The organism is Pseudomonas sp. LD120 (assembly GCF_009861525.1).
Classification (GTDB): Bacteria; Pseudomonadota; Gammaproteobacteria; order Pseudomonadales; family Pseudomonadaceae; genus Aquipseudomonas.
This window is the reverse complement of the sequence record NZ_WVHL01000003.1, coordinates 1,366,388-1,383,806: the sequence shown is the minus strand read 5'-3', so window position 1 is coordinate 1,383,806 and position 17,419 is coordinate 1,366,388. Positions and strand designations below refer to the sequence as shown.

15 protein-coding genes and 4 pseudogenes are annotated in these 17,419 nt (G+C 56.2%); 18 read left to right on the top strand and 1 reads right to left on the bottom strand.

Annotation, left to right across the window (positions count from 1 at the left end):
* Positions 1-18: 18 nt before the first annotated feature.
* Complete coding sequence (locus PLD_RS12530; RefSeq protein ID WP_218575857.1) at positions 19-336, top strand: hypothetical protein; 318 nt, start codon at positions 19-21, stop codon at positions 334-336.
* A gap of 135 nt (positions 337-471) precedes the next feature.
* On the opposite strand, the pseudogene PLD_RS12525 reads toward PLD_RS12530, so the two are convergent.
* Positions 472-935, bottom strand: a pseudogene (locus PLD_RS12525) (ATP-binding protein); the annotation flags it as partial.
* A 665-nt stretch (positions 936-1,600) separates the two neighbouring features.
* Between PLD_RS12525 and PLD_RS12520 the strand changes: the two are divergent.
* The 17 genes and pseudogenes from PLD_RS12520 (at position 1,601) to PLD_RS12435 (ending at position 17,287) form a co-directional block, all read left to right on the top strand.
* Positions 1,601-3,796 carry a type VI secretion system tip protein VgrG gene (locus PLD_RS12520; protein ID WP_159893006.1) on the top strand — a complete coding sequence of 732 codons (2,196 nt, stop codon included), beginning with the start codon at positions 1,601-1,603 and terminating at the stop codon, positions 3,794-3,796.
* A complete protein-coding gene (locus PLD_RS12515; protein WP_159893004.1) occupies positions 3,796-4,905 on the top strand; it encodes a DUF2169 domain-containing protein in 1,110 nt (369 codons plus the stop codon). Before PLD_RS12520 ends, PLD_RS12515 begins: the two co-directional genes overlap by 1 nt.
* Positions 4,906-4,907: 2 nt before the next feature.
* On the top strand, positions 4,908-9,809 hold the full coding sequence (locus PLD_RS12510; protein WP_159893002.1) for an RHS repeat-associated core domain-containing protein: 4,902 nt from the start codon (positions 4,908-4,910) through the stop codon (positions 9,807-9,809).
* Positions 9,810-9,818: 9 nt separating this feature from the next.
* Positions 9,819-10,199 (top strand): hypothetical protein, encoded by a 381-nt coding sequence (locus tag PLD_RS12505; RefSeq protein WP_159893000.1) that lies wholly within the window; start codon positions 9,819-9,821, stop codon positions 10,197-10,199.
* A gap of 76 nt (positions 10,200-10,275) precedes the next feature.
* Positions 10,276-10,941, top strand: a complete 666-nt coding sequence (locus PLD_RS31110) for an RHS repeat domain-containing protein (protein ID WP_371929008.1) — start codon at positions 10,276-10,278, stop codon at positions 10,939-10,941.
* Entirely contained in the window at positions 10,934-11,305 is a 372-nt protein-coding gene (locus tag PLD_RS30940; RefSeq protein WP_159892996.1) for a hypothetical protein, read from the top strand. The genes PLD_RS31110 and PLD_RS30940 overlap by 8 nt, the downstream gene beginning before the upstream one ends.
* Entirely contained in the window at positions 11,283-11,717 is a 435-nt protein-coding gene (locus PLD_RS12480) for a hypothetical protein (RefSeq protein ID WP_159892994.1), read from the top strand. The genes PLD_RS30940 and PLD_RS12480 overlap by 23 nt, the downstream gene beginning before the upstream one ends.
* Before the next feature lie 349 nt (positions 11,718-12,066).
* Positions 12,067-12,219 (top strand): annotated as a pseudogene (locus PLD_RS31105) (RHS repeat-associated core domain-containing protein); the annotation flags it as partial.
* A gap of 165 nt (positions 12,220-12,384) precedes the next feature.
* Positions 12,385-12,597 (top strand): hypothetical protein, encoded by a 213-nt coding sequence (locus PLD_RS12470; protein WP_159892992.1) that lies wholly within the window; start codon positions 12,385-12,387, stop codon positions 12,595-12,597.
* Complete coding sequence (locus PLD_RS12465; RefSeq protein WP_159892990.1) at positions 12,590-12,958, top strand: hypothetical protein; 369 nt, start codon at positions 12,590-12,592, stop codon at positions 12,956-12,958. The genes PLD_RS12470 and PLD_RS12465 overlap by 8 nt, the downstream gene beginning before the upstream one ends.
* Before the next feature lie 17 nt (positions 12,959-12,975).
* Positions 12,976-13,296, top strand: a complete 321-nt coding sequence (locus PLD_RS31100; RefSeq protein WP_218575860.1) for an RHS domain-containing protein — start codon at positions 12,976-12,978, stop codon at positions 13,294-13,296.
* Between the two features lie 45 nt (positions 13,297-13,341).
* Entirely contained in the window at positions 13,342-13,701 is a 360-nt protein-coding gene (gene tnpB / locus PLD_RS12455) for an IS66 family insertion sequence element accessory protein TnpB (protein WP_256674566.1), read from the top strand.
* 18 nt (positions 13,702-13,719) lie between these two features.
* The gene (locus PLD_RS12450) at positions 13,720-15,264 is read left to right on the top strand and encodes an IS66 family transposase (protein ID WP_159890922.1); all 1,545 of its coding nucleotides are present in this window, start codon (positions 13,720-13,722) and stop codon (positions 15,262-15,264) included.
* Between the two features lie 44 nt (positions 15,265-15,308).
* Positions 15,309-16,178: pseudogene (locus PLD_RS12445) on the top strand (IS66 family transposase); the annotation flags it as partial.
* 4 nt (positions 16,179-16,182) lie between these two features.
* Positions 16,183-16,362 (top strand): annotated as a pseudogene (locus tag PLD_RS30695) (RHS repeat-associated core domain-containing protein); the annotation flags it as partial.
* A 21-nt stretch (positions 16,363-16,383) separates the two neighbouring features.
* Complete coding sequence (locus PLD_RS30935) at positions 16,384-16,782, top strand: hypothetical protein (protein WP_306110129.1); 399 nt, start codon at positions 16,384-16,386, stop codon at positions 16,780-16,782.
* A 13-nt stretch (positions 16,783-16,795) separates the two neighbouring features.
* The gene (locus tag PLD_RS12435; protein WP_159892986.1) at positions 16,796-17,287 is read left to right on the top strand and encodes a hypothetical protein; all 492 of its coding nucleotides are present in this window, start codon (positions 16,796-16,798) and stop codon (positions 17,285-17,287) included.
* The last annotated feature ends 132 nt before the right edge of the window (positions 17,288-17,419 follow it).

Sequence of the window (17,419 nt, the reverse complement as noted above, 5' to 3'; positions counted from 1 at the left end):
CACAAAAGGATGACCTTCATGAGCGCTCTCGACACGGATCGTTATCATATCTTCGGCGTCTGCACACCAAAGGATTACTGCCTGTTCGTCGACTACGTGATCGACGAAATCAAGAATCACGAAAGCAGCCTGCTGCAGCGCATCCAAGAGACACCAGATCCGGCATTACGCGTCTGGCGAGAGAGCACCGCACTGCAAGGCACGGATATTTTCGAGATCGAATGCGTGAAAGACCGGGAAACAGCGCAAGAGGCCGTGGAATTCTGGCGGGCCTATTTCCACTCCCTGGGCGAAACCATCATTGAAGCCGGCCACTTGTGTGACAGGTTAGATTGAGGCGTTCGCGCCGATCCTGAGCTCCTGGCTGACGCAAAATGAACATCTGCGACGGGCTCATTGAGAAAGAAACTTCAGAGTTCACCGGCCCGCATGACCCAATCCGAGAGTGCCATCGTGAGCACCTGAACAGAGTCAGGGGGCGGATGCTTGTCGCAACACTCGCACCGTTCCAGCCACAAACCGATACAGCGCTTGCCCGGATGCGCGTCTTTCGAGCGCGCGTCTGCGCATTGATTCGCTCTTCGGCTCGGTCCGATAAGCGTTATGCAGCAGACAGTCGAGGATCGCGTCGCCCAAGGTCGGATCGCCGATCAACGCGTGCCATTTGTCCACTGGCATCTTGCTTGTCACCAACGTCGAGCGGTTGCCGTAGCGGTCATCCAACAGCTCCAACATGTCGCGCCGTTGCCGCACAATCAACGACGCCAGGCTCCCCAGTCATCGAGGATTAGCAGATCGGTCTTCGCCTAACCGTCCATCCGTTTGGCGAAGCGTCCGTCGCCGTGAGCCAAGTCCAACGCCGCCATCAGGGGCGGCAAGCGCAAGCAGCGGACGCTGTAGCCGCCCCGTCAGACCTTGTGGGCCAGAAGGCATGAGCGCTATCGATACAGGAATCGGATAAACAGCGTCCCCCACGCTGAGTAGCGATTTCCTGCATCTCTTCCAGGGTGTCGCGCTTTCTCATGCGAAAACAGGTCGGGCACCAACTGCGTTGCTTGATGCTGCCGAATGTCGCCAGCCAACGATGCCCCAAGTGGCATTGCCACTCCATGGGTAGCCGACGTGATTCGTAGTGCGTTGAAAGACATCGCCCACCCCGCTCGGCAGCGACCTGCTGCGCAGTTTCCAAGGTGTCACGACGTTGCAGGCGAGCACACACCGGGCACCAACTTCCCCGAATGATTCGATAAGGATCAGCCAGCCACTCATGACCCACTGCACAGCGCCAGGACAGCCGAGTAGCCAGGTTGCGATAGGTCTCCGACAGGCACACGCCTCCTCGGGCCAGGGCCAGTTGTTGCATACCTTCGATAGTCTTGACGTGTTTTTCGGTCATGGCATTTAAACGTTGGGCGGGGCACGAAGCTTAAACACCACGGCTCTTGATTCGAGGCCGCTTTTTAATGCTCAGAAACTTCAAGCGACTTTCCAGACTCGTCCCATATTAGCGTTTGCGCGCCCTTTGCTAGGTTGAGCGCCACTTCGCACCCGGGCCAGGTATGGCGCGGGCCTGGCCTCTCTCACGCTTAAGGATGAGCCTATGTTCGCGCCGGCCGACACTGCGCATTTCGTGCTGTCCATCCTTGCCGTTCGCCACGACTTCAAGGTGCTGGCCTTCAAGGGTCACGAAGCCATCAGCGAGCTGTATGCAATTCATGTCGAGCTGGTTTCGGACAACCCCAATGTCGATCTGGAAAGCCTGCTCAACCGGCCGGCGTTCCTACAGTTCGGCCTCAAGGGTGAAGGCATTCATGGGCTGATCGACGATATCGAAGTCGGCGACAGCGGCAAGCGCATGACCCGCTATCACCTGATCCTGCGCCCTCACCTGTACCAGTTGCAGCACCGCCACAACCAGCGGGTCTACCAGAACCTGACAGTGCCGCAGATCATCGCCAAGGTGCTCAAGGAACACGGCATCCTCGCCGACCAATACCGCTTCAACATTGCTCCCAAGCCTTCAGTGCCCAGGGTGTATTGCGTGCAATACGGGGAGACGGACTTCCAGTTTCTACAACGCCTGTGCTTTGAAGACGGCATTCACTGGCACCACGAACACAGCCTCGACCAGCACCTGCTGGTGTTTTCCGACAACCAGACCGACTACCCGATCCTCGCCACCGCGCGCTATCAGCAAGGCAGCGGCCTGGCCGCCGAAGACCCGGTGGTCAGCCATTTCGCGGTGCGTTTCAGCACCCGCACCAGCCAGGTGGTGCGCCGCGACTACAACCTGAAAAAGCCCGACCCGCGCAGCGCCTCCAGCGGCGCTAAACTCGATCCGGTGCCCAGCACCTTGCACAGTGCTGTGCGCAGCGAGGCCACCCCGGTGCTGGAAGACTATCGCTACCCCGGCCGCTACAGCACCGGCGCGGTGGGCAAGCAGTTGAGCCAGATCGCCCTCGAAGGCCACCGCGCCGACTACCAATTGGCCAAGGGGCAGAGTGATCTGTCGACCTTTCGCTGCGGCCATCTGGTCACCCTCAGCGAGCACCCGCGCGGCGAATACAACCAGATGTGGTTGCTGGTCAGCGTCGAGCACAAAGGTCGACAACCGCAGGTGCTGGAAGAGTCGGTCACCAGCGACGACCGCCACGACGGCTTTACCCAGGGTTACCGCAACCGCTTCAGCGCCATCCCCTGGGACACCTTCTTTCGGCCGCAAGAGCCGGCCCCCAAGCCCCGCCTGAGCAGCCAGACCGCGCTGGTGACCGGTCCTGCGGGGGAGGAAATCTGGTGTGACGAACACTCAAGGATAAAGATTCAGTTTCATTGGGACCGCGAGGGTGAGCGCAACGAGTTCTCCAGCTGCTGGGTGCGGGTGGCCACCAGCTGGGCCGGTGAAGGTTTTGGCCACGTGATCATCCCGCGCATCGGCATGGAAGTGCTGGTGAGCTTTATCGGCGGCGACCCTGAGCAGCCCCTGGTCACCGGCTGCGTGCCGAACCAGCACACGCCGGTGCCCTACCCGCTGCCGGCGAACAAGACCCGCAGCGTGTTCAAGACCCGCAGCAGCCTGGGCGGCAATGGCTCCAACGAGTTGCGCATCGAGGACAGAAAGGGCGCCGAAGAGATCTACGTCCACGCAGAAAGAGATCAGAACATCGAAGTCGAACACGACGAAACCCACTGGGTGGGACGTGATCGCACCAAGACCATCGACCGCCACGAACGTGATCGCATCAAGCGCAACTGGTCGATCAATGTCGACTGCTTCAAGACCGAGACCATCAACCTGGCCTCTCTGCAAAACGTCGGGCTGGCCAAGATGATGAACATCGGCACGGTCTACAGCCAGAACGTCGGCCTGCACATGAACACCCTGGTGGGAATCAACCAGAGCACCCAGGTGGGCCGTAGCCAGAGCACGGTGGTGGGCACGTCCTACAGCCTCAAGGTCGGCGATGGCAGCGTGCAAAGTGCCGCACCGCCTGCGGGTGAGGAGCCTGCGCCGCAGGCCAGCGGACCGGGATCGAGCATCAAGCTGGACGGTGAAAGCATCACCTTGCAGGTCGGACGCTCGAAAGTGGTGATCACCGATGCCGGGATCTACCTCGACGGGCCGGACATTCATCTGGTGGCAGGCAACACGGTCAACGCCGATGCCCCCGCAGACGTGCACCTCAACAGCGGCACCGCACAACCGGCGCCGAACCTGCCGGTGGACGCCGACACCACTCAGCTCAAAGGTCTGGATGTAACCGACGCCATGCCGCTGTTGATCGACGGTAGCTGGTGATGGGCGTCATCCACATCGAGAACCACACCGGCTTGCCACACCTGCTGTACGAAAAGACCACCCCGGCGGGTGTACCCATGGACATTCTGGTGATTCGCGGCACCTTTGACTTTGCCCCAGACCAGGCCATGCCCTTGAGTGAGGAGCAGAGCGCGATTGTTCTGGGCGATCGCTTCGATGGATCGATAGCCACTTACCCTTTGCAGGCGGTGATCGCCGAAGAAGGCGATCTGCTGTTGGGAAAGCCCGGCACCGATGTGTTGCTGCAAGGCAGCGTGCACAGTTTTGAGGGGCAGTGGCGGGCGAGCTGGCCGGTCGAGGTGCAAGTCGGACCGGTGCACAAGGCCTTGCAGGTCCATGGTCCGCGCACAGTGAGCAAGGCGCTTCTGGGCTGGACACTGGGTGCAGCGGACAAAGTGGAAAAGGTCACGCTGGATTACCGCCTGGCGTTTGGCGGCTGTTTCTACGACCCCGAGCCAGCCCCCGAGCAGACGCCGATTCCCAGCGTCAGTTACCCCAGTAACACGGCCGGTTGTGGCTGGCTGCCAAACGCGGCGGAACTGAACACCCTGGAGGCTGGGGTGCGCCAGCGCATCCAAGCGCAAATCGAACAGTTGGACAGCCTGCCCGCCCCTCAGATTGAAGACCCCGCACATCCCTACAAAACGCCGTCACAGCGCTTGCACCCTGTGGGCCTGACTGCGCTGGCGCGCTGGTGGCAGCCGCGAGTGGGCCTGCAAGGCACGCTGGATGCCCAGTGGCTGGCTGAACGCTACCCGCTGTTGCCGGACGACTTCGACCCGCGCTTTTACCAGAGCGCCCCGGCCGATCAGGTGGCCGTGCCCTACCTGACCGGCGACGAGAACGTACGGCTCAAGGGCTGCCTAAGCGAGGGCGACTGCCTCATGCAGCTACCCGGCGTTGCACCGCTGGTGGTGTGTGAAGGCGCGGACGCCGAGCCCTTCGTCAGCGTACCGGTGCTCGACACCCTGCGCCTTGACCTGGACCAGCGTCAGGCCGTGCTGCTGTGGCGCCTGCCCGTAACGCCGGGTATCAACCAGATAACCATGGCGCTGGTCAGCACCGCCGCATTGCCAGGGAAGGCTTGAAGATGAGCGATAGATTAACGATCTCCGCCAGTGCCGATGATGCGGCAGCGGAACAACGCTTGATGGATCAGCGCCGACTCAGCGAATTGCAGCAGCTGAAAGCGGAGCTGGATGCACAAAAAACCGCCGCCACCCAGGCGATAGCCGCCGAATCGGCACCGGTGGATAGGGACGCGGCCACCACCGCCAAAGGCGGCAGCAAGCGCCACGTCGCCCATGACAGTAGCGAGTGGAAAGCCGTGTGCAGCGTGCCGGACTTCTGCTGGGTCGGGCCGGTGGTGGTGGCCTTTGACTCCTTCGCCACGCTGGACAAACCGGTGCTGGCTTCCCGCGACGTCAAGGCCCGTGGCACCAAGGTCTATCGACTGGGCGATATCTTCAATCAGGTCCAGGCCGACGCCGGTGCTCATGTGGTCGCCGGCACCTCGCTGGGTGCCGGCCACGTCAAGCTGCTGGAGGGCCACGGCAACGTCAAGGTCAATGGCTTGCCGCTGGCCCGGCACGACAGCGCCTGCCTGATCAACTGCAACGCAGCCGGTGTGGGCGGCACCTTGGGCAAGATTGTGACGGTCGCCCAGTCGGCCAGTCCGGTGGCCAGTGAGACGAGCGACCTGGCACCTCCCGGAGAGCGCACCAGCGAACGCCTGCTAGCGTTGGAGGCCGAGCGCGAAGCCCTGAAGCAGCGCCAGCTGGACATCGACAGCCTGGACAAATACATCGATTTTGACCGCTGGAACAAAAGCGCCGATGAGGGCATCGCCAGCATCAAGCGAGGGGCGGTGCTCGGTTCAACACCTGCCGGCCCACTGATCGCCGATTACCTCCCCAGCGTCGCGGACGCCGATGCGCAAGTCACCCGTGGTGTAACCGGTTTTGCCAAAGACACGGTCATGGGAGTCGGCGAACTGGCCTACACCGGGGTCAAGCATCAAGCCAAAACACTCCAAGGCTACACCCCGGACGGAATGAGGGGGCATGCACTGGACGCGCAGATCCTCGCAGAGAACATACGCCTTGGAAATATCACCCCAGGCACCGTCGGTGAAGGGGCCTGGAACGGTGCCAAGGCTGTGGGTTCAGCCCTGGTCAAACCCGTGACAGAGGCTTGGTCCAAGGGCAATCACATCGAAGCTGCGACACGGGCGGGCGTGGAGATCCTGACCTTGCCCTGGGCACTGTTCAAGGCAAACAAAGCGGCAGAGGCCGCCAAAGCGGCCAAAGCACTGAAGAACGCCAATCACACAGAAACCGTCGCCCATGGCGGCGACGGCGTTCATGTCCGCCCCCAGGGGGCCGCACACGGCACCGCAGAAGACGTCAACACCGGGAAAACCTCCGACAGCGGCAAGAACTGCGAAACCAGCAAATGCGGCCTTGAAGGCGAGCCGGTGGACGTCGCCACCGGTGACTACCTGCAAACCTGGCCAGTGCTGGAGATCCCCGGCAGCCTCCCGCTGAAACTCTCGCGCCTGTATCGCTCGCGGGCATACTTCCGCGGGCTATTTGGCTGGAAATGGACTGACGATTGGTCCCAGCACCTGGTGCTCGATCGCCAGCGCATTACCTATCACACCGTCGATGGCAGCACCCTGGACTACGAAGCGCCGGACGACGAAGTCCAGGCCCATAACCGGCGCAACGGTCGCTACCTGCTCAGCGGCCAACGTTCAGGCACCTTGCGCCTGTATGACCGCGCGACCCAGCAGACCCTGAGCTTTGCCCACAGCCCGACCCCCAAGCGCGCCCTGACCGCGATCGAAGACGACAATGGCAACCGCATCCGCTTTATCTACGGCCCACGGCAGCGGTTGCAGCGTATCGAGCACAGCGACGGCTATCAGTTGCACATCGAGCTGAGTAGCACAGGCCTGTTGACCGGCATCACCCTGCACGACGGCGAACAACACCCGCGCCGGTTGCTCAGTTGCCACTATGAGCAACACAGCATGCTGACCGACTGCGCCAGCCATCAATTCGGCACCCTGTACCACGCTTACAACAACGCCGGGCACATGACCCAGTGGCACGACACCGACAAGACCCATTTCCACATTGCCTATGACGCCAAAGGGCGGGTGATTCGCACCCATGCCGACAGCGGGCATTACACCGACCGCTTCGAGTACCACGAGGCCAACCGCTGCACCGACTACCACGACGCCGAAGGCGGATGCAGCCGGCACTACTACAACAGCGACTTTCTGGTGATACGTAAAGTCGATGCGCTGGGCCACGAATGGCTCACCGAGTGGGACCAATACACCAACAAGGTCGCCACCACCGACCCTCTGGGCCGCACCACCACCTACCGCTACAGCGACTTCGGCGAGCTGCTGACCCAAATCAACCCGGACGGCACCCGGCACACCTTTGACTACAACGCCCAAGGCCTGCTGACACGCTACGTCGCCGCCGACGGTGTCACCTGGCAAATGGCGTACGACGCCCAGGGCAACCTCAGCCGCGTCAAAGACCCCGATGGGCGTACCACCACTTACCAACACGGGGTCCATGGCGAGTTGCTGAGCCAGACCTGGCCGGAAGGCAGCCAAACCCTCTACCGCTACGACGACAAACGGCGCCTGAGTGAAATCCAGCAACCGGACGGCCAGATCAGCCGCGTGCAATTGGACACCCTGGGCCGCCCACTCCAGCAGCAAGACGCGCTGGGCCAGATCACCCGTTACACCTACCAAAGCCAGCATGCCCATCCCCGTGGCTCGCTCAGCGGCGTGACCCTGGCCGATGGCACCCAACAACATTGGGCTTACGACAGCGAACACCGACTGGCCAGCTTCGTCGACGGCGAAGGCAATCGCACCCGCTACGGCTATGGCGCCTTTGACCTGCTGGAACAACTTACCTACCCAGGCGGGCAAAACCTGACCCTGGGCTACGACAAACTCACCCGTTTGACCCGCCTGACCAATGGCGTCGGTGACGTCTATCAATACGCCTACGACAAAGCCGGGCGCCTGGTCGCCGAACGCGACTTCGCCGGCACCCTCACCCGCTACAGCTACAACGCTGTCGGTTGGCTCACGGAAAAACACTGCACCGATGGCGCCCGCATTGCCTATCACTACGACACCGCCAGCGCACGCTTGCTGAGCATTGTTCACTACCGCGCCAACGGCGAGCTGAGCGAACAGACCGAATTCAGCTACAACCACGTCGGACACCTGATCCGCGTCAACAGCCCCGGCGCCCGTATCGAATACCAACGCGACGCCGTGGGCCGCCTACTCAATGAACGCATCAACGGTCGTCTGATCGAACACCAGTACGACCCCGCCAGCGGCCTGCCCATCGGCCAACAGGCCGGCGCCATCGCCGAACAGGCCAACGCCCAGGAAGCCTTCGCCGCCCTGCCTCACGTGCAATGGCAGCACGACCGCAATGGCGGCCTGGCGCAACTGCTGATCGCCGGCCATGCACCGCTGCAGATCAGCCGCGACGCCCTGGGCCGCGACATCCAGCGCAGCAGCAGCGCCGGCTTCAAACTGCAACAGCACTACAACCGCCTCAGTTTGCTGACCGAACAGCAGGCCGGCGGAGCAGCAACCTCCTTTGTCGAACGCCATTACCGCTACGACAAAGCCTTCAACCCGATCCAGATCGACGACAACCGCTGGGGCCAGAGCCACTACCGCTACAACGCCAACCAGCAACTGATCGCCGCCCACCTGGGCCAGGGCCAGCCACAGCAATGGCTCTACGACAACGCCCTCAACCTGCTCAGCGAAGGCCAGATCCACAGCGCCAAGGGCATGGGCATCCATGCCGAGCAACAAGGCGGCCGGGTGGTCAAGTCCGGGGCCAACCGCTACCGCTACGACGCCTGCGGCCGCCTGGCCGAAAAAATCGTCCACCGCGCAGGCTTTCGCCCCCAGCGCTGGCAATACCGCTGGAACAGCGACAACCGCCTCACCGACCTCTACACCCCCAACAACGAACACTGGCGCTACGAGTACGACGCCTTTGGTCGCCGCACGCGCAAGTTCAACTTCAGCCGCAGCAACAACCGCAACTCGATCTACGCCCATGGCGAACAACACATCATCGGCGAGGAATACCTGTGGAGCGGCGAACAACTGCTCGAAGCCGCACCGATCTACGCCGACGGCACCGTCGCCTTCGAACACGCCACACGCTGGAGCTATGCCCCGGGCGGCATCACCCCGCTGGCGCAACAGCAAGGCGACAAACTCTGGTACATCGTCACCGACCACCTCGGCACGCCCCGAGAGCTACTGGACGAAAGCGGCCAACTGGGCTGGAGCAACAGCCCCAACGTCTGGGGCCAGGCACGGCTATGGCAAGCCGTAAATGACGAGTTCGCCAGCAGCAACGTGGTGCCGATCAACAAGACCACCTGCCCGATCCGCTTTCCGGGCCAGTACTACGACGAAGAGAGTGGCCTGCACTACAATCGGCACCGATACTACGACCCGGAGACGGCGCGGTATTTGAGTCCGGATCCGCTGGGGCTGGGGGGTGGGACTCGGCCGCAGGGGTATGTGGATAATCCGAATAGTTGGATCGATCCACTTGGACTTGCGAGCTATGATTTTAAGTGGGGAAATCCGAAGAGCAAGCCAACTTATGGTCATACGTTCTCTGAGCATGGACAAAAACTAAAACCAAATCAATTGACTGATCGCGCGCGAAGTAAAGGCCATCAAGTTGGACAATATCTTGATGATAATGTAGTAGCTGACTTCATTGCTGATGTCGCTAAAAAAGGTCCGGGGGTCCACGAAGTCCCATTGCCAGCAAATGTGAAAGGTAGAGGCTATCTCCCTAATGGAACAGAGGTTACACCTGATATGGCGAGAGTAGTTGTAAAACTGGATGGTTCCGTCAGAACATCGCTCCCATATAATTCCTCACACTCAAACTGAGCTAAAAAAATGAATGAAATAGATCGCATATGTAAAGACCTCAAACTTCCCAGGGGGGATTTTTTCACTCAAGATTGGGCATACGAACTGCCAGAAGAATTCCGAACAACGTATTGGTTAAAAAAATACATCTCTGCATATTTAGACATCAACTATTCTAAAGTTGAAAAAAATGCATTAATGACACTAATGCTTGACGTTTCCAACGACCTTTTAACTCAAGGGGTTGACGTTAGCGATGAATTAATCGTTAGCGTTCTGAATTTGCTTTTAAAAAATCATCACTGCCATTTTATGCTCATTGATTACTGGTCGCTAGAGGGAGAACCACTAGAAGATTGTTTTGCGTTGACTCCGGCAGTTAGAAATATAAAAAATCAAATACGTTGATGGAGCAGCTGTCTTAACGACTTACTCAGCTCATTTTCCAATACTATTCTCTCCTACGGCCACCTGACCAAAAAAAATTGTCGACCGCGACGGCTTCCGCCCCCAGCGCTGGCAATACCGCTGGAACAGCGACAACCGCCTCACCGACCTCTACACCCCCAACAACGAACACTGGCGCTACGAGTACGACGCCTTTGGCCGTCGCACGCGCAAGTTCAACTTCAGCCGCAGCAACAACCGCAACTCGATCTACGCCCACAGCGAAAAACACATCATCGGCGAGGAATACCTGTGGAGCGGCGAACAACTGCTCGAAGCCGCGCCCATCTACGCCGACGGCACCGTCGCCTTCGAACACGCCACCCGCTGGAGCTACGCCCCCGGCGGCATCACTCCCCTGGCCCAACAGCAAGGCGGCAAACTCTGGTACGTCGTTACCGACCACCTCGGCACGCCCCGAGAACTACTGGACGAAAGCGGCCAACTGGGCTGGAGCAACAGCCCCAACGTCTGGGGCCAGGCACGGCTATGGCAAGCCGCAAATGACGAGTTCGCCAGCAGCAACGTGGTGCCGATCAACAAGACCACCTGCCCGATTCGCTTTCCGGGTCAGTACTACGACGAAGAAAGTGGGCTGCACTACAATCGGCATCGGTACTACGATCCGGAGACGGCGCAGTATTTGAGTCCGGATCCGCTGGGGTTGGGGGGGTGGGACTCGGCCGCAGGGGTATGTGGATAATCCGTTGAGTTGGGTTGATCCGCTGGGGTTGGTCGGCGGCTGTAATATAGTAGCAGGTAAAAATTTCAAAGATCACTTTATTAGACACAAAGGGATTCTTGAAAACTATTTAGGTAAAAAATATCCAAAATGGAAAGTCAATGAGGGCAGTGACTTCCTGACAGATATAGAAAATCTAAAAATTAGTGGGAAATTGACTCATATTGGCCAAGGAACCCTTAAAAAGGGACAGCCCGCTATGGAAATCTACAAGGGAGAAGGAATGACTTATGTTGGTAAAAATCTCCCAAATGGTACGGAGGAGTTTGTGACTCTTATAGAGTCCGGCAAGGGAATGGACCTTGGAATTATTTACTCACAATAAGGTAGCGACAATGAGGGAATTTGTTAACAAAATAGCCAAAGAGAAAATCCTCGATGTATTGATAAGCGGCTATATTGATTGCGAGAATGTACCAATTTTTCATCCAATGTATGAGCGCATGTATTTTATTTTTGACAAACTGATTCTTGAGTTACTTATCAGCAGTGATGGTTACGTCAAGTCAAAACCTATTCTAAAAATAGAAAAGTGGTTCGAAATTGACGAGGATGACAAGTTCTCGCTAATGTCGATTTACTCTCAGTTATTCAAAACAGAACAAGAAATAAAGGTAGAGTCAGTTGAATTGGAAGACAAGGCATTTTCCTCGATTACTATTAGCTATAGCGAAGGGGAAATCAGGCGCGAGGCGCTCATTGATTCAAAGAATTTTTTTGGCTTTTCATTTTTTTAGAATCACTTAAGAAAGCTAACACTACTGAGCTGTCAGCCACAAATAAATCTAACTGCAGTTTACGGATTTTAAATTTCGCTCTCCATGGTGACGAATAGGCAGCACCTTATATACTATAACATCCTGGCGATTTCCCGAACACTCAATTATAATTTGACATGCAAGCTAAAGCATCAAGCCAGCAAGGTAAATATGGACATGCTTTCATGCCCCAATAATATTTATTGGCGAAGTCATTTGAACTTCTAATGCTTCTGAAACCTCCTGCAAGCTAACGCATCCATAGTAACCTCGCAACAACTATAAACCGCGCAAAACTTCGTCTTCGGCGCTGCAAAGCCAGTACTAAGACGAAGAGAGTGGGCTGCACTACAATCGGCACCGATACTACGATCCGGAGACGGCGCAGTATTTGAGTCCGGATCCGCTGGGACTGGGGGGAGGGACTCGGCCGCAGGGGTATGTGGATAATCCGTTGAGTTGGGTTGATCCATCTGGTTTGCAGATGGTAAGCCCGAAAACAATTCTTTATTCTCAATCCAGTATAAATCCAATGTTTGAGGGCAATACAGGAAGTGTCAGCGATTTAAAACATCGATTGATAAACGACCCATCGTACATAAATTAGGTTGAGCCAATACGAAAAGTTCGAATGAGAGATTTACCCATGGAGACACAAGAAAGACTTATTTCTCAAGGTGCACATAAAGACTCAGTATTCAGTTTAGACAATAGAAGGCTTTATGCTGCGAAAGAAGCAGGAATTGAAAAAATGCCCTCTCGCTGGGCCACTCCTGACGAACTGAATGAAATAAAATTGAACCGCCGATTTAGTACGACTGTAGGCGGCAAGTCAATTGAGGTAAGACATTGTGCCTGAGCTAAAGACAGAAGCAATAAAAACCATCTATGGAATTATATACAGCAGGGACGCACTTATAATAACCGACATAGTTATGAGTCCAACACCTCTAGAGATAACCATTAAAACATCGCTCTCTCTCTCTTGTTGCATCCCAAGAATAGCAGAAAGAACTGATATCCGCGCCGAGTTCAAATTTTATGAAATTACCAGCATCTCAATATATAGAATCGATGATTACCCATATGAAAAATACTCATCCTCAAGCTTTGATGAGGTAAGCGACGAATGTGCCTCTGGGGTTAAAACATACATATTGAGTACATATGATCATGTTTTTTATGTGATAGGGAAATGTAATGTGACTTTTGCAGCTTGAAAATAGTAAGGCTGTAACTGCAACTGCTCGAAGCCGCGCCCATCTACGCCGATGGCACCGTCGCCTTCGAACACGCCACCCGCTGGAGCTACGCCCCGGGCGGCATCACCCCGCTGGCGCAGCAGCAAGGCGAAAAACTCTGGTACATCGTCACCGACCACCTCGGCACGCCCCGAGAGCTACTGGACGAAAGCGGCCAACTGGGCTGGAGCAACAGCCCCAGCGTCTGGGGCCAAGCACGGCTATGGCAAGCCGCAAATGACGAGTTCGCCAGCAGCAATGTGGTGCCGATCAACAGTAAGCGCTCCATCAACCCCACATTCAAAGTGCCAAGCTGATCCCTAATGCTGTGCTCCCGATCTCTTTCTGGAGCCAGCCCCACCATGATGCGACCCGACGCCAAAGTCGAAAAAGTCTATCTCTACCCCAAGCCTGTCGACTTCCGAAAATCCATCGACGGTCTGGCCGCGCTGGTCGAGTTGGATATAAAAGTGGCGGTATTCGACCCAGTGCTTTTCGTCTTCCTCAACAAGTCCCGCAACCGGGTGAAGATTTTGTATTGGGAGCGCAACGGCTTTTGCCTTTGGCTCAAGCGCCTCGAATCCGAGCGTTTTAAAACATCGCCCGATGTAACCGACGAGGCCATTGTGTTGAGCGTCCAGGAACTGAACTGGCTGCTCGACGGTTTCGACCTCTGGCGCAACCGCCCTCATCAAGTTTTGACCCCGCGCTACGTGGCGTGACCCGGTATAATCCGGGCCATGATTTCTCTGCCCGATGACCTTCCTGATGATCCTGTTTTGCTCAAGCAACTGCTGCTTGAGGCACTCAGTCGCCAAGAGGAATCGGCCCAGGCTTATCAGACCCACATCGTCGACCTGAAAGAACAGATCAAGCTGTTGCGCGACCGTCTGTTCGGGCGTAAGTCCGAGCAAACCGTTGAGCCCAATACGCCACAACTGGCCTTGTTCAATGAGCCTGAAAGCGAGCCGATGCCTTCAGTCGGTGACGCCGATGAAGAAGTTGTTGAGCCGACCGCATGCCGTGGCAAACGCAAGCCGTTGTCGGCCGATCTGCCGCGTATCGAAGTCATCCACGAACTACCCGAACACGAACTGACCTGTGCCTGCGGTTGCCGCAAGCATGTGATCAGCGAAGAAACCAGCGAGCAGCTGGATATCGTGCCGATGCAGATCCGCGTCATCAAACATATCCGCAAGATCTACGGTTGCCGTGGTTGTGAACGTGCACCGGTCACCGCCGACAAACCGGCGCAATTGATCGAAAAGAGCATGGCCAGTCCAAGCGTATTGGCCATGCTGCTAACGACTAAATACGTCGATGGTCTGCCGCTGCACCGTTTTGAAAGTGTGCTGAGCCGACACGGCATCGAGATCCCTCGGCAAACGCTGGCGCGCTGGATCATCCAGTGCAGCGAACACTTTCAGCCGCTGATCAATTTGATGCGTGACCGGCTGCTGGAAAGTCCGGTCATCCACTGCGATGAAACCCGTGTCCAGGTGTTGAAAGAACCGGATCGAGACCCGACCAGCCAATCCTGGATGTGGGTACAAGCCAGCGGCCCACCCGATCGTAAAGTCGTGTTGTTTGACTACACGTCCAGTCGTGCGCAGGAGGTGCCGTTACGGCTGCTGGAAAGTTATCGCGGTTATGTCATGACCGACGACTACGCCGGCTATAACGCGTTGGCATTGCAATCGGGTGTGGAGCGCTTGGCGTGCATGGCCCATACACGACGCAAGTTCGTGGACGCGCAAAAAGTGCAGCCCAAGGGTAAAACCGGACGGGCCGATATCGCGCTGACGATGATCAACAAGCTGTACGGGATCGAGCATGAACTTAAGGAAGCCGATGATGAACAGCGGTTTATCGCTCGCCAGGAAAAGAGCCTGCCGATCTTGGGGCAGCTGAAAGTCTGGTTGGATAAAACCCAATCCCAGGTGACGCCGCAAAGTGCATTAGGCAAGGCGGTGCATTATCTGGCGAATAACTGGAGCCGACTGGAGCGTTATGTCGAAGCGGGTTATTTGCCCATCGACAACAACGCGGCCGAAAGAGCGATCAAGCCGTTTGTCATCGGGCGCAAGGCCTGGCTGTTCAGCGATACCGTCAACGGCGCCACTGCCAGCGCGAAGATCTACAGCCTGGTCGAGACCGCCAAGGTCAACGGCCAAGAGCCTTATACGTGGCTACGCCACGTACTAGAGCGGCTGCCGCATGCCTCGTCAGTAAAGGACTACGAGGCGCTACTGCCGTGGAACTGCTCGCCGCAGATGCCACGGTAGACCGTTGCTCCACCACTGGGCAGGTGGGGTTTATGGATCGCATACAACACTTTCAGCCGCTGATCAATTTGATGCGTGACCGGCTGCTGGAAAGTCCGGTCATCCACTGCGATGAAACCCGCGTTCAGGTCCTCAAGGAACCGGATCGAGACCCGACCCGCCAATCCTGGATGTGGGTACAAGCCAGCGGCCCGCCAGATCGTAAAGTCGTGCTGTTTGATTACACGTCCAGTCGTGCGCAAGAAGTGCCGTTGCGCTTGCTGGAAACTTACCGTGGCTATGTCATGACCGACGACTACGCTGGCTATAACGCGTTGGCGTTGCAATCGGGTGTGGAGCGCTTGGCGTGCATGGCCCATGCACGACGCAAGTTCGTGGACGCGCAAAAAGTGCAGCCCAAGGGTAAAACCGGACGGGCCGATATCGCGCTGACGATGATCAACAAGCTGTACGGGATCGAGCGTGAACTTAAGGAAGCCGATGATGAACAGCGGTTTATCGCTCGCCAGGAAAAGAGCCTGCCGATCTTGGGGCAGCTGAAAGTCTGGTTGGATAAAACCCAATCCCAGGTGACGCCGCAAAGTGCATTAGGCAAGGCGGTGCATTATCTGGCGAATAACTGGAGCCGACTGGAGCGTTATGTCGAAGCGGGTTATTTGCCCATCGACAACAACGCGGCCGAAAGAGCGATCAAGCCGTTTGTCATCGGACGCAAGGCCTGGTTGTTCAGCGATACCGTCAACGGCGCCACTGCCAGCGCAAAGATCTACAGCCTGGTCGAGACCGCCAAGGTCAACGGCCAAGAGCCTTATACGTGGCTACGCCACGTACTAGAGCGGCTGCCGCATGCCTCGTCAGTAAAGGACTACGAGGCGCTACTGCCGTGGAACTGCTCGCCGCAGATGCCACGGTAGATCGTTGCTCCACCACTGGGTAGGTGGGGTTTATGGATCGTATACGATCAACAAGACGAAATGCCCGATTCGTTTTCCGGGTCAGTACTACGACGAAGAGAGTGGGCTGCACTACAATCGGCACCGGTACTACGATCCGGAGACGGCGCAGTATTTGAGTCCGGATCCGCTGGGGCTGGGGGGAGGGACTCGGCCGCAGGGGTATGTGGATAATCCATTGAGTTGGGTTGATCCGCTGGGTTTGGCAAGCTATGACGGATTAAGACCTGAGCCCGGATATGAAAGAGGTAAAGTACATGGAATAAAGTGGCAAGAATCAGATGCAATAAAACGAGCTCAGGAAACAGGAAACCCTCAAGGCAAATGGGGAAATAGGGATGACTTAAAGTATGCTGGACAACGAGCATCAGAGTTGCCGACTGGACCAAACGGTAAGAAGGGTCCATTTTTTGATATCCCAATAAACCCTGATCACAAATCGGTAGTATATAATCCCGATGGTTCTAAAAGCATTCCTGACATGATTAGAATCAGAAATAATGGCAATGGCACGTTCCATGGATTTCCTATTGACTCTAAAACTGCCGGTCCAATCTTCAATTAGAGACACATCCAACATGTTTAAACTGGAAGTAATCAGGGACACACTTCTCGGAACAAAAGACAGTGAAGACACCTCTGTTTCAGAGGCTATATTCTCCACCTACCTAGAATACAGTCCAGACATATTACTACATTGGAATGACTTAACCTTATGCCTTAGCAGAAGGGGCGACATTAGTGATATTTATGATGACATAATCGACATACTAACTCAGCTAGAGCATAGAGTTGAATCTTTTTTTATGGCGTTCTTATCAAGCTCATTTACAGCTCACTGGGACTTTAAAATTATTGATTCCAACCTAATCAAAGTGGATGCCAAATGGATTGACGTTGTTTATCTCGATAAAAGCAAATCCAACATTAAGAGATCAAGCATGGTGATTTCCATATCTGACTTTACAGAGCAATGGAAGAAAATACTTAGATTAATAAAAAAAGACCTTCTTTCCTTAGGATATGACAACACCCTTGATGGCTTTGTTTTTTTAGATACCCTGCAATAAAAAACCTCAGCCAAAACCAATTTCAGTAACAAAAAAACAGAACAGAACAACCCTATCAAAGCACTTCACTATCTACCGCGCGACAATGCTACTGGGCTTATAGAATACATACAGCGTTTGAAATAACGCGAG